Here is a 13633-nt window from a genome sequence, read left to right on the forward strand (position 1 = left end):
TGCCTTGTCGCAGGAGTCAATCTTTTATACGATTTAACACTGAACCGCCGCAAGCGCGTGAAGCCGTGCAATAACCTTTCTTATCCCATAGGCGCGGGATTGGCTTAGGTGTTGCTGCAGGCCCAGACGCGTTAAATAGTCGTCAAATTTAAAGGTAGCTACCTCTTCTTCTGACATCGTATTTGCCTTTTCCAACAATACACTCAGGACGCCCCGGATTATTTTTGACGGCGAATAGGCGCAGTAGAGTTGTTTGCCTTCACAACACTTGCTATCAATCCACACTTCACTGTCACATCCTGGAACCAGGTTTTCTGGTTGCCTTTTTGACTCAGCAAGAACCGGCAGCTGTTTGCCCGCCAACATGAGTGCGCGTGTAACGCCGTCCCACCCCGTCGCCTGCAAAAGAGTGCGCGCAACAGGCAATACGTCTTCAGCAGCCGAATATTTATCAGTCATCATGGATTACCACGGCGCACCCGCTTCACGCAGGCTGTCTCGAAGTTCGTTTGCCGTTAACACCATACCTGGCTGATCGCTGCCTGCAGGCGCAATGACCAGCGTTGTCTCATTATTTTGCAGCCCCGGTAGCCAGGTGGTTAAAAAGCTTTCTAAAGATACCGCCTGTGCGGTGGCGGGTTGCATATCGGCCCGTTCCCACAGTGTAACCGTGTCTTTGTGCAGCCATACAGGCAGGCTGATGGTGTCAGTGGATTCAAGCATCACATAGCCGCTTTCTCCGATGAGGACCCAGACTTCCTTTGCTTTGACGGTATACTGAAGAAACAGCTCAAGTCTTTCTTCTGCATCTAACTGTTTAATTTGGTTAAGGACAGGTTCGGGTAACGAGTTCAAAAGCGTATCAGGAAACACGATGGCTCCGGTGGAACGAGGTTCTGCGCGAAGTATAAAACGACTATTACCGTCTTACCAGCGTCACTAGCAAATGAGACTTTATGAAGATAACATCGCACCTTATACTAATCCGCATTGATTTAAGTTAACGCGCCTTTTTTGGCGTGTTAGTCTTACGTATAAAAATTTGTCATAGCAGCCGCACCTTAAATGGAATCTGAATTTTACATTACATCCAGAAAGCACGAAGCGCTTCTATCGCTAACAGAAGAGCAGTTTCGGGATTTAAAAAGAGCAAGAAAACGCTTATCTGCATGCTACGCTATCAGCCATAAGTTCAGATTGGTGCTCTCCAATTTTGAAATGGTTAAAGAAACCATGGCGACGCTCGGGCAATTGTATATTCAACAACAATGCGCTGAAGAGTTAGAGCGTACCAAACCCCGACTTAATGCCTTTGTAAATAATTACGTGCTCAGTGCCAGAATTTTCACCAGTCATCTAAAACGGCATGTGCAAGGATGTTTACCCCATGATCGCCAGGTGGTAAATATTCTTACTGAAAAAATGGAAAAAGAATACCAGCGATCTTATGCCTACCGCTTTATAGATAGTCTGTACGATTATGTTTCCTACTTCGGGCTTAGCATTCATTCCATGAGATTGAATTCACGGCTGCGGGAGCTTGCCAATGGCTCTCTGGAAAGGGAATACCGGTTTAAAGCATACATTGAAAGGGATTTTATAGGCGGGCCTGCGGATTTTCGCGCCTCTGTACTTGAAGAAACTCCAGATCGCATCAACCTGATGGTGTTATTGGAAAGCGCGAATGTCGGTCTGCAGCGCTTACACGATCTTGCTTTACAGCTTACCAATGACGTAGCCATAGATTCTCAACATCTCATTTCAGAGTTTATCAACGTTTTCGTTGGAGAACACGGGCACGAACACAATAATCTGTTTGTGGTACATAAAATTAGTGGGTTCAATGATAAGGTTTACGACCGATTTCCGATTTCCATGTACGTCAATAACCATAACATGGAGAAAGAATATGTTTGAAAAAGCGAGCTGCCGTAAATGAAGATTGCCCCCAAAGAGCCTGTATTTCCGATACCGGACAATTTTCAAAGTTTCGATATTATCAGTATCAATTTTCGTCACTTTGCAATTTGGTTGCGGGAACCTTTGTGGGAAGCGTTAGAAGGGGGCGTCGTCGAGATCCAGTTTCCCTGGAACGACTCAGCGAAGGAAGAAAATAGAGTAAACCGGCTAAATGTTTTACCGTTAAGAGCACTGGAACTTTTTACATTAGTGCAAAATGAATTGCGGTCTCAGCAGTCGCAAGCTGTCTTTTGCGAAGCTAACAAAGAATACTGCAACGTAGCAATTATCACTCCTGTTCCACAAATAGTGCTTAAGGTATTACAAAATCTTCATTGTCCGGACAGCTTCGCTGTGCCAAGTTTCAGTATTCTGGAAACTGCGCCTAAAGGCTATTTACAAAATAAAAGCGAGGTATTATTAGCGTATTAGCCACTCGCTGATTTCCCAACGCATGTCCGCTCGTTTATATAGAAAATGCAAAATCCGAGAGATCTGTAATTGATCTTGTCATAGTGGTACCGATTCACCTAGAAAGCAATCAGCAGTTTGTAAACCAGGCGATGCTATAAAACATTAACCGCTGAGGCATCCCTTTGGGGGAGAGTAATCTATGATGACTACGAAAGGGTGAAAAATTCTAAGTATTGCAAAAGAAGCTCAGGCTATACTGCCTGTGCTTCTTTTTGTGTAATTCGCTGCATAGCTTCGGTTAAGCTCATCGGCTTGGCAAACAGAAAACCTTGCATATAATGGCAGCCTGCCTGGCGCGCAAAATCGGCCTGAATTTCCTTTTCAATACCTTCCAGCAAAACCGTTTTACCCAGCTTCTGACATAATTGGATCAGTGACTCTGCAATGACGTTGCGGGTATTAGTGACATCCCCAGTGGGCGCTAACGACTTATCTAATTTTACCATTGTGGTATAGGGTTCTGTCAGTTCCGAAACTGAAGCGAAGCCAGCTCCAAAGTCATCAATTGCGATACCAAATCCTGATTTAGCCAGTTCTCGCAAGATTCTTTTTGTACTGTTGTCGTGCATAGCAGTTTCAGTGACTTCCAAAACAATATCTTTAGGTGAAACATCAAAGTCTTTCAAATAAGCAAGAAACTGATCCACCAACACCTGCGAATTTAGCTGCAATATGGAAACATTCACATGCAGTTTGATGTGAGACATGCCCGCTTCCCGCAAAAGCACGTTGGCAATACAGACTTCGCGCAACATTTTTAAACCTAACGCATTAATCAAGCCGGTTTCTTCTGCAATTGGAATGAAAGATTCAGGATGAATGTGGCCAATATCAATATTGTTCCACCGGCATAGCGCTTCCAACGCTACGATGTTTTCCTCAGAGTCCACTATTGGCTGAAAACTGGCATATAAGTCTTGATTAACAATCGCATTATACAGCCCCTGCTCAACGAATAAGCGGTATTCGATGGATTCGTTCTGTTGAGAGGAAAAAAACACCACCTGATTTTTACCCCGCTTCTTCGCTTCATACATGGCAATATCAGCATGTTTAAGCATTTCGCTTGGGGTAATGCCAGGAGATGACTCTGCCACGCCAATGCTGGCGCCGATTTTTAGCGTCTTATTATTGATGGAAAACTGCTTCTCAAAAACCGCCAACAGCCTTTCACTAAGCTGCGCCAGATCACTTGTCTCCTGAACAAGAATAATGAATTCGTCTCCACCGTGGCGGATAAAGGTATCATTTTGACGAATAACCGCTTTGATTCGAGCGGCACATTCTGCCAATAAATCATCGCCCACATCATGTCCATAGCTATCGTTAACCAGCTTAAAGCCATCTATGTCAATAAAAAGGAGCGCCTTAACGCTGCCCGCGTAAACATTTTCATTCAGAATGAGTTTAAGGTAATTCCGGTTTCCTGCACCAGTGAGCTGATCGGTAAAGGCGAGAGCTTCCAGCTTTTTCTCTGCGCGGGACAAATCGGTAATATCCGAAATTGTAACCACGTACTGGACTTTTTCGTGCTTACTTTCCAGTTCACTAAACGTAACAAAAGCGGGAAATTCAATACCGTCAGAACGCAGCAGCATTGTTTTCTCCCGAAGGATGGGTTTAGGCGGCTTTAACTGATGCACTTTATTTAGAATCTGCTGATCAAACCCAAATTCGAAAATATTGGTTCCCATCAGAGCCGATTGCTCAATACGTAGCAACCCGAGTAATGCAGTATTCACATCAATAACACAAAACGCCTCATCGAGGACCGCGACGCCTTCAACAAGCTGATCTAAAATAACGTTGGACAACTGTAGTTTTTTTATTTGGCGCTGCTTATCGGTTACGTCAATAACCGCACCAATAACCACATTATCTTCTTTTAGATCCACTTCGGTGAATACGATATCCACCCAACCTTCAGTTTCCTGATCCGTAAATTGAATGGTTTTGCGTAGACTGCTGCGCTTTTCAAGTGTATCAACAACGGCTTGACGTTCATTGGCGGGAAATAAACCGAGAAAATCTTCTCGTGACATTTCGGTACCCGCACCAAAGCGATTTTTTAAACTTTTCGCTCCTTTAAAAGTGAAGGCTTTGCCACTCTCATCCAATTCCAATACACCAAATTGCGCGGCTTCTGCAGCGACTCGGAACCGCTTTTCGGAAGAAGCAATTTTTTGTTCCAACGCAAATCTGCTTAAGGCGGTTTCGCAGGTGACTTTGATAGTTTTGGCATCAAACGGTTTAACGACATAACCGTAAGGCGATGTCTCTAATGCGCGACTTAAGGTGCTATCGTCTGAAAAAGATGTGGTATAAATTAAAGGAACGCTGTAATTTCTGGCAATAACTTTTGCTGCGTCGATACCGCTTCCGCCCTCAGCCAGATGAATATCCATTAAAATTAGTTCGGGGCGCGTCTTTTCAACCATTTGTAAAGCCTGCTCTTCCGAACGGGCCAGCCCCACCACATTTGCTCCCATGTTAGACAGTTCGCGAGCGAGATAAGTGGCAGCAATGGTGGTATCTTCCACTACAAGGACACGCTTATTCTTAAGTAAACTCATTCAGTTTCCAATCAGGTTAATTCGCAGTACCAAACAATGTATAAATCACCTCAATTACAGCTTGCGTTGCAACTGGCTTGGTTAGTACAGGAACAGCAGTAAATTCTGCGGGAAGAGTCAATTCCTCACCATAACCGCTAATAATAATACATGGGATGCCTTGTCCCAGAACATTTTGTAACAATCCAAAGGTGGTTTCTCGCCCCAAATGTACATCAAATACTACCAGCCCTGGTTGCCGCTTCGCTATTAATTGCTCAGCAGAACGGATATTTCCCGCCACGGAAACCTGTTCTATTCCTATATCCTTTAGTTTTTTTTGCATATCCAGTGCAATCACCAGACTATCTTCCACCACCAACGCTTCGCGAGGGAGTGAAGGCGTGCTCGCGGTTAAATCAACAGAAAGCGCCTCTTCTACATGCGGTAGCTTTTGACAATCACTGATGTGTCTTTGCGGTACTACCATTTTTGCCTGCACACCGTGTGGCGCAAATTCTACATCGACCTGTCCATCAAGTTCGTGAGGGATTACACTGCGTATTAACGTCATGCCAAATCCTTCTCGATTAGAGGGTACAACGGGCGGTCCACCTTGTTCTTTCCATTCAATTATCAGGCCAGCCGATGGATCCTGGTGCCATTGAATATGTACCTCTCCTTTTTTCAAACTGGTGGATAACGCACCATATTTGGCCGCATTAGTGAAAAGCTCATGCATCACCAGTACAATAGAGGTAGCGGCTTCCGGCTTAATCATTACCTCTTCGCCTTCAAGATGCACGCGAGCATCTACGTCAATGTAGGCTTGAATTTCGGTGTTAATCAGTTGGGTAAAAGAAATGTCAGACCATTGAGAGGCGGTAAGCTGATCATGCGCTGAAGCCAGTGCGACTAAACGCCCCGTCAGAACACTTACGAACTCCTGAATAGAGCGATTGCTTTGCTCCGTTTGCATTACAATCGCGTTCACGAGATTCAGTATATTTCGTACCCGGTGATTCAGTTCGGAAATAAGAATTTCATGCTTGCGGCTTGCCTGCTGGCGAATATCATCACGCTCCTGAACGTGCCTGATCATCACTTCCAGCAATGTAACCCGAATCGATTCGCCATCCCTTAAATCCTGCTCGCTCCATTCATGACAACGGTCGTTATGAGTTTCCCGCCAGATTTCAAAGCTGGTTCTTGGTAACAGCCGCGATCCGCTGGGGCCAAGTTTCACCGGCTTTTCAGGATTTCCCGCCCATTTAATTGTCTGAGTTTGAGCCTGACGATAAAACAGTAAATAGTCTCTTGGACTTTTGGAAATCGGTATTGCCAGCACACCCGCAATATTGTGAACGGCGGTATCATATTCGGCCATCACGTCGCCTATTGAATCAAGGGCAATGACTTCACTTGGAGCCTGAGTATTTAAGTAGCGAGTAAGTCGGGAAAGGATATCGGTAGGAAGCGTGGTGCCATGTCCCTGATATTGTCCATCCACCAGCACCGCAATACCTTCACTGGAAATAAGATCCTGCAGGGTGTCAAATTGTTGCACGATGCTGTCTATTAGCGAACCCTGTGAACTCATCGTCGCCATCATGCGGTTATGTACGCCGCGCACCCGATTTTTTTCCTTATCCTGCTCTGCAATTAAGCGCGAGGAAAGCTCCAACGCAAATACTTCAGCAAAAAGTTCCAGTTCAGTGCGCTGAAAGTATGAAGGCACTTTTGGTGAGTAATGGTGACAGGCGAATAACCCCCATAGCTTTCCGTTAATAATAATGGACACCGACATCGAGGCATCTACGCCCATATTTTTCAGGTATTCAATATGGATGGGAGAAACCGCTCGCAAGGTCGAAAAAGACAGATCAAGGGGCTGTGCGCGTTTCCCCATGGCAGGAACAATCGGAATAACGTCTTCATTAACATTGCCGATAACCCGGAGCAGATTTTTTACGTAAAGCGCGCGCGCCTGTTTAGGTATATCGGAAGCTGGGTAGCGCAATCCCAGAAATGCTTCTAAATCGGGTTCACGGGATTCAGCAATTACTTCGCCAGCACCATCAGGCAAAAATCGATACACCATTACCCGGTCATAGTGAGTAATTAGTCGCAGCTGTTGGGCCACCATATCAATCAGGTCGGCGCTGTCTGTTGCGCGGTAAAACTGGGAAAGCAATGAGCGCACGAAATGCTCAGAACTGTCATTTTGCTTGTCGATTTTTTCAAATTCCAGAATAATAAATTCACCGTTGTGGTGAATCGATACTTCTACCGGAATACTGGTTTTTGCGATCCGAAGATTAAAAAGACGTTCATTTCTGCCCGTTATCATTGAAGATTGTAAACCAGAGCGAACGTGGTGAAGTGTCTCTTTATCGAGCCAGTTTTTAATACCATCGCCGATTAACTCATCAGGAATACAGCCAAAATATTCTTCTGTGTTTGCAGAACAATAAGCGATTAACCAATCGGCGCGTAAGGCAATAAAGCAGCCAAATTGCTGCACATTTCCTAGTAAATGAATAGGTTCTTTGTCGCAGTTGGTTAAATCAACCGACTGTGGATAGTTACGATTTTCAGCAGTTTCCATGATGAATGCACTTACTCGCTACGAATTCTAAGGTTAATCACGTATTATGTGCCCACTTTATCAAATGTGACGTAGAATAAATATGAATAGCTTATTTTCCCAGCTACGTATTTTGACTGGCTCGGCCCACCAGGATTTAGAAGCGACTTATCCTTTTAATACCTTGATGCGACCAAAAGGATTTGATAGTCATGCCTATCAACAAAATCTTGCTCTATTGGCAGGTTTTCACGACTTTGTAGCAAAAAACATTGATTCAGAGAAAGACTATCCTTTTTTGGGTAACCTTAACGTCCATCAAGTGGCTAAAGCAATCCATAGCGATCTTAGCATATTAGGAGGATCAATCGTTCCTTTTCAACTTTTGAACGATACACCGACCAATCCTTCAGATGAATTCGTGGTGGCGGCCAGTTACGTGTGGATGGGCTCATCCATGGGCGCTCGAATTATTTCAAAATGGCTGCACCAAAAGAGCTGGAATTCGCTGCCAGTTCACTACTACGACACCATGAAGGACGTGGGGGCGAACTGGGAGCAATTTAAATCAGAGGCAGCGTTGTTTGCACAAAAGCAACAGCTGGATACGCAGGAAATAGTGCGTGTCGCCAATCGCCTGTTTAAAGGATTACAAGAGACCGCCGGCACGCTTTCTCCCAGTCTCACGACTACTGCGTGAGACACTCCGGCACGGTTATTTCACAGAGCTGTACATCTGTTACCATAGCGTAATCTAAAGAGGATATAGAGTAAAATCATGAAGGTAATCTCTTTCAACATCAACGGTATTCGAGCGCGTCTGCATCAGTTATCTGCGCTAATTGAAAAACATCAGCCAGACGTAATAGGGCTACAGGAAATTAAAGTTCATAACGATCAGTTTCCAGTAGCTGATGTTGAAGCGCTGGGATACCACGTCTATTTCCATGGTCAAAAAAGCCATTATGGTGTCGCAATGTTGTGCAAGCACCTACCAGAACGGGTTCAGATGGGTTTTCCTACTGATGACGAAGATGCGCAGCGCCGAATGATTATGGTGACGTTACGCGGCGATAATGGCAAGCCGGTAACCGTGTTAAATGGCTATTTTCCGCAGGGCGAAAACGAGAAGCATGAAACCAAATACCCGGCAAAGCGTAAGTTTTATTCAGACTTAATGGGATATTTGGACGAGTATCATGCTCCTGAGGACAATGTGATCATAATGGGTGACATGAATATTTCCGCGACTGATTTAGATATCGGCATTGGCGAGGAAAACAAAAAACGTTGGTTACGCACCGGTAAATGTAGCTTTTTACCAGAAGAAAGGGAATGGATTAACCGCCTTTTCGGCTGGGGAATGAAAGACAGTTTTCGCGAAATGCATCCTCAAACCACAGATAAATACAGCTGGTTTGACTATCGTTCCAAAGGCTTTAACGACAACCGTGGCTTACGCATTGATTTAATATTGAGTACACAGCCGGTTCACCAGACGTTGCAGGAATCGGGAATAGACTACGAGCTCCGAGGAATGGAGAAGCCTTCTGATCATGCGCCTATCTGGGCTAAATATAATTTATAAACTGAATTTGAGGTAAAAGTGACCACTATACAAGGACTGAGTCTTGCCGCTTTCGCTGTCATTTTGCTTTACTTGGCTAAGCGGTTGCCTTTTACTGAGTTAATGGCAGATAAGAAGCGCCAGCACATCGTATTTGGCGCAACCGCTTCGTTATTTTTTCTGTGGATATTTCGCGCGGGTATTTTTCCTGGGTTGAACGTGCACTTTCTGTGGCTATCAGCTTTGACATTAACATTGGGGTTCCGCTGGGCAGTCTTTGCCGCTACCGCCGCGTTATTGGGTACCACCGCAATTGGCAAAGAACAATGGGAAATGCTCGGAGTCAACGGCTTGCTGGGAGTACTTGCGCCCATCAGCGTGAGCTACCTTATATTTATGCTCTCGTTTCACAGGATCCCCAGACACTTTTTTATCTATGTCTTTCTATGCGCGTTTTTACCCGGTGCCCTGCTAATTGCGTTAAAAATGGCACTGTTAGGCGGGTATTATGCGTTTGATGATATCTATACCTGGGATGTGGTAAAGGACAACTATGTCATACTTATTCCCTTATTGCTGTTCCCCGAAGCACTTCTTAACGGAATGACTATGACTTTATTGATTATCTACAAACCGGATTGGGTTTACACGTTTCACGACAAGTTTTATCTCGACAAGCAGTAGGGCTTTGGTAAGCCAGGGCCAGCAGGAATTTTATTTGTCACAGACAATTTGGGCTAACTCCTGGTTTAAATTAGCCCGCTCAGTCCACGACAAGAGCACTTTCAAACAATCAACCAGCGAAGATAAAAATTATTAAGAGTTCTCTTAACCGAAACGCCTATTCCACCTTGATAGCTCAGTTGGAGCAATCCTGTTCCAGCAGTTCGACGAATAGCCGAGGGCGAGATCTTTAAATAATACGTGGAAGTTTCTTAGCCGAGCTTCTGGAGCATGGATGCTCCAGCAGAGCCATCAGTGATGATTTTACGGCATTTCGGCTAAGAACCTTTTACATATTTTCTCAGCTGATGGTTTTTCGCCCACTCATGCGGTTGCCCTGCGAAGAGCCCCTCGCTTATTTACCCAGAAATAACCAAGACCTAGACCAAAATGCAGGTTAAATAACCAAAGAAATCGTTACTATGAACATTGCGCATTTAAACCGCTACGCAGTTTTTTCTCAGAGAAAGATCGCGAATAGTTTTAACCATAAGTGAAGATTTCTTAGCCGAACTTCTGGAGCAGGGATGCTCCAGCAGAGCCATCAGGGATGATTTTACGGCGTTTCGGCTAAGAAATTTTTGCTTATTTCTCAAGGCTGCTGAATTTTTATTCATGCTCTTGCCCTGAGCCTTTTCTTCTACTATGAAGTGTGAATTCGCATTTATAAGCAAAATTATGGTCAATCTATGAAATATCTTTTCGCTTTTTTGTTCGCCTATCTTTCTTCTCGTGCAATATTTTACATTGTTGGATTTTCTAACGATATATTTGGCAGTCACTTTCGTTTACTTACGTTTCTTATAGACATTTCGGCGTTTGCGCTTTTATTTTTTCTAGGCATGCTTATTTACCAAAGGTATCGTCGGCTTACGAAAAAGAAATTCTGTAAATGACCTGCTTCAGTGGCAGGCCTTGTCTAGCTGCTGGCAGATTGGACCGTCTTGAGCGTTTTTTTTAGTGATGTGCAGCTACGTTAATCGTGTCATGCAATTTGTTATCACCCTCTACGCGTTAGCTCATAACCCAGAGCAACTGCACATCAATTAAAAGTGTATGGAGCAGCTAAAATTTAATCAGTGTATTCGACTAATTATTTAAAAAGTACATCCATTACGCCGGTTAGTTCCTTTTTACCTTCGCGAATTTCTTCTTCGCTTAAGCCTGCAATCTCGTGAGGAAATACCAGCCACTCTTCGCTTTTGTTAACGAAATAATCCGGCACTAAATGGGTTTTATTATTCGCTGGTTTATACCAGGGACACGCAATACGAATATCTTTAGGCATATTCAGTCGCATTAAAATACCGATTTGCTTGATTAATGCATCAACGCTGCGTCCTGAATCGAAAACGTCATCAACAATTAACAACTTATCTTCCGCATTGGCGTTTTCCACAAGATAGTGCAAACCATGTACACGAATTTCTTTCGCTTGTTTATTGATGCCGTAGTAAGAAGAGGTGCGTACAGCAATATGATCGGTGGAGGTGTTTTTAAATTCAAAAAATTCCTGTACTGCTATACCTATCGGAGCCCCGCCCCGCCATATACCTATGATAAAATCAGGGCGGAAGCCATCATCGTATACTTTGGCCGCAAGGCGAAAAGAGTCTTCTAACAGCGATTGAGAAGTAATAAAATTTTTGTTCATGTCTACCGGCCCAGAATAGAAAAGACGGCGAGTATAGTGAATATCATTTCATTTTGCACGGCAAATCCTACCGACTGGTCAACCCGCCAGTAGCAGCTCAATGCAGACTAACGAGTCTCAATCATTTTGCAGCGCCGTAGCGGGATTGACGCGCATTGCCCGACTCGCGGGGTAAAGACTGGCCACGACACACAATAACAGCGAAAAGAACGTGACCCCAAGTACCTGTGTCCATCTTAAATCTACCGGCACCCCCTGTCCGTCAGCGCTAAGCGCCAATGGCAATTCCATAATTGATAGTAACAGGTTAAGCTGAGAAGCCACGACAACGCCAAGCACTAAACCGATGCCCGCCCCTTTCAAGCCGTTAAATAGACCATTTAGGATGAATATTGACATTATTTTTCGGCCGTTCATCCCTTGGGTTTGTAATATAGCAATATCACCTTGCTTTTCCGTCACTACCATTACTAATGCAGAAACGATATTAAATGCTGCCACAGCAATAATCAGCAGCAACATCATAAACATCATGTTCTTTTCCATTTTAACCGCATCGAACAATGGCCCCTGTCTTTCACGCCAGTTTTCAACCTGCTGCTCACTAAGGGGCAACGCGTCCAGGGTAAGCTGATAGTCAAAAGCATCGGCTAAGAACAGCCGAGTATGGACAGCGGAGTCAGGAGCTTGGCGAAGAAGTCGTGTTAGGTCATCTAAATGCATAAACAGGACTTTGTCGTCCATTTGTGAGCCAACGTTATAGATACCTGAAACCGTCACTAATCTTTGGCTGGGTAATCTTCCAAAAGGCGTGTAAACACTGGCCCCTGTGATTAACAGGCGTAAGGTGTCGCCCGGATGAATATCAAGCTGTAGCGCTAGCGCGCGGCCAACAATCACGCGGAAGTCGCCTGACTTTAAATCGGTAAAGCGACCAATACTCAAATGCCGCGCAACAATAGATTGCTCCATTTTTTCCGGCTCAATACCTTGTATCTGAACGCCACGCAATCCGGTTTTTGCTTGAACAACGCCTTCTGTTTCAGTGTATGCCATCGTTTTAGTGACGCCCGGCAGTGTCGCCAACTCAGGAATATCATCAGCATCCGCCAACACTACAATATGGGGCACAATACCTAAAATTCGCTGCTTAAGCTGGTCTTCAAAACCGTTCATTACTGAGAGCACCACAATCAATGCCATTAATCCCAATGCTATACCGGCAACCGAAAAGAAATTGATAAAGGATACAAAACTATTATGTTTTCCTGCAGTGGAGTAGCGCAAAGCGATGAACGCGGAAATCGGATGAAACATAATTCCTCTATTGATCGAACGGGCGCTCGATCACTTATACTCTGGCTGTGAGCAAAAAAACCTGACTCACCAGTGAATTAGTAAAGTTGGTATACTACGTGTAAGCTTACAGGCGTACAAGAATTAGGTGGCAGGAAAGGAAATGGATACACTCACTCTGGCGGAAAAACAGGCTCAATTCGATGAGTTCTTCATGATTGCCCATGAAATTAACGTCAATATAAAACCCTTGCCTGTCGGTAGCACGCTGCCCTCCATGTCAGAACTGGAGGAGGCGATGCCCTATGCCTTTCGAATTGCCAGCGAAATGTCTGCCATAGAGGCTCAGGCACTTCGCCCCCTGCGAAACCTCGGTGAACAAGCGTCCGGTTTGGCCGATTATCTGAATCATCAGGCGCGCAAAATTGACTTGATGATGTCTTATATTTTGCATCAACAAGACGAGCAACGGTATCGATTACGGGCTACGAAGTTCGGCGGCGGCGGTGTAATAGTACGCAGTACTGACGCAATAGATATCGGTGCCAGCGCAGAATTAAAACTATTTCTTACTGAAGAAGCGGCCGCTATTTTTTGCTTTGGTGAAGTAATTGCTTGCCAGAAAGAAGCGGATGACTACCATATAGCTTTTATTTTTAACCGGATCCGTGAAGAGGATCAGGAATTGCTGGTCCGCGCCAGCTTACACCTGCAAACCCAGCAATTACGTAAACGAGCGCAGGGGAAAGACCATTAACGCAGGGTTGTATTGCGCCTCCAGCATTTTAATTTGCCAGTCATCAATTAACGAAAACAGGGTG

Annotated in this window: 12 protein-coding genes; 6 read left to right on the forward strand and 6 right to left on the reverse strand. The window is 44.6% G+C overall.

The window, feature by feature from the left end; genetic code table 11:
* Window positions 1-33: 33 nt before the first annotated feature.
* Together CA267_RS01145 and CA267_RS01150 are read right to left on the reverse strand one after the other, a co-directional pair.
* A complete protein-coding gene (locus tag CA267_RS01145; protein ID WP_232367582.1) occupies window positions 34-462 on the reverse strand; it encodes a SufE family protein in 429 nt (142 codons plus the stop codon).
* Window positions 463-465: 3 nt separating this feature from the next.
* Complete coding sequence (locus CA267_RS01150; RefSeq protein ID WP_075609174.1) at window positions 466-873, reverse strand: DUF2750 domain-containing protein; 408 nt, start codon at window positions 871-873, stop codon at window positions 466-468.
* Window positions 874-1065: 192 nt separating this feature from the next.
* Between CA267_RS01150 and CA267_RS01155 the strand changes: the two genes are divergently transcribed.
* Window positions 1066-1917: a hypothetical protein gene (locus CA267_RS01155; protein WP_075609173.1), complete on the forward strand. Its 852-nt coding sequence runs from the start codon at window positions 1066-1068 to the stop codon at window positions 1915-1917.
* A gap of 18 nt (window positions 1918-1935) precedes the next feature.
* Window positions 1936-2391 (forward strand): hypothetical protein, encoded by a 456-nt coding sequence (locus tag CA267_RS01160; protein ID WP_075609172.1) that lies wholly within the window; start codon window positions 1936-1938, stop codon window positions 2389-2391.
* A 233-nt stretch (window positions 2392-2624) separates the two neighbouring features.
* Here the strand turns inward: CA267_RS01160 and CA267_RS01165 are convergent, their stop codons facing one another.
* Both CA267_RS01165 and CA267_RS01170 read right to left on the reverse strand, forming a co-directional pair.
* Window positions 2625-5006: a two-component system response regulator gene (locus CA267_RS01165; RefSeq protein ID WP_075609171.1), complete on the reverse strand. Its 2382-nt coding sequence runs from the start codon at window positions 5004-5006 to the stop codon at window positions 2625-2627.
* A 16-nt stretch (window positions 5007-5022) separates the two neighbouring features.
* Window positions 5023-7593 carry an HWE histidine kinase domain-containing protein gene (locus tag CA267_RS01170; protein ID WP_075609170.1) on the reverse strand — a complete coding sequence of 857 codons (2571 nt, stop codon included), beginning with the start codon at window positions 7591-7593 and terminating at the stop codon, window positions 5023-5025.
* An 82-nt stretch (window positions 7594-7675) separates the two neighbouring features.
* Between CA267_RS01170 and CA267_RS01175 the strand changes: the two genes are divergently transcribed.
* The 3 genes from CA267_RS01175 to CA267_RS01185 all read left to right on the forward strand — a co-directional run bounded on the left by CA267_RS01175 (window position 7676) and on the right by CA267_RS01185 (window position 9823).
* Window positions 7676-8272, forward strand: a complete 597-nt coding sequence (locus CA267_RS01175; protein WP_075609169.1) for a biliverdin-producing heme oxygenase — start codon at window positions 7676-7678, stop codon at window positions 8270-8272.
* Between the two features lie 78 nt (window positions 8273-8350).
* Window positions 8351-9160, forward strand: coding sequence for an exodeoxyribonuclease III (gene xthA / locus CA267_RS01180; protein ID WP_075609168.1), 810 nt, complete (start codon window positions 8351-8353; stop codon window positions 9158-9160).
* Between the two features lie 18 nt (window positions 9161-9178).
* Window positions 9179-9823, forward strand: coding sequence for an energy-coupling factor ABC transporter permease (locus CA267_RS01185; RefSeq protein WP_075609167.1), 645 nt, complete (start codon window positions 9179-9181; stop codon window positions 9821-9823).
* A 1132-nt stretch (window positions 9824-10955) separates the two neighbouring features.
* On the opposite strand, the gene CA267_RS01190 is transcribed toward CA267_RS01185, so the two are convergent.
* Window positions 10956-11516 carry a phosphoribosyltransferase gene (locus CA267_RS01190; RefSeq protein ID WP_075609164.1) on the reverse strand — a complete coding sequence of 187 codons (561 nt, stop codon included), beginning with the start codon at window positions 11514-11516 and terminating at the stop codon, window positions 10956-10958.
* Window positions 11517-11633: 117 nt separating this feature from the next.
* Entirely contained in the window at window positions 11634-12833 is a 1200-nt protein-coding gene (locus CA267_RS01195) for a lipoprotein-releasing ABC transporter permease subunit (protein WP_075609163.1), read from the reverse strand.
* Window positions 12834-12975: 142 nt separating this feature from the next.
* Between CA267_RS01195 and CA267_RS01200 the strand changes: the two genes are divergently transcribed.
* On the forward strand, window positions 12976-13569 hold the full coding sequence (locus tag CA267_RS01200) for a PilZ domain-containing protein (RefSeq protein WP_075609162.1): 594 nt from the start codon (window positions 12976-12978) through the stop codon (window positions 13567-13569).
* Window positions 13570-13633 lie beyond the last annotated feature (64 nt).

It is taken from the genome of Alteromonas pelagimontana (assembly GCF_002499975.2).
Lineage (GTDB): Bacteria > Pseudomonadota > Gammaproteobacteria > Enterobacterales > Alteromonadaceae > Alteromonas > Alteromonas pelagimontana.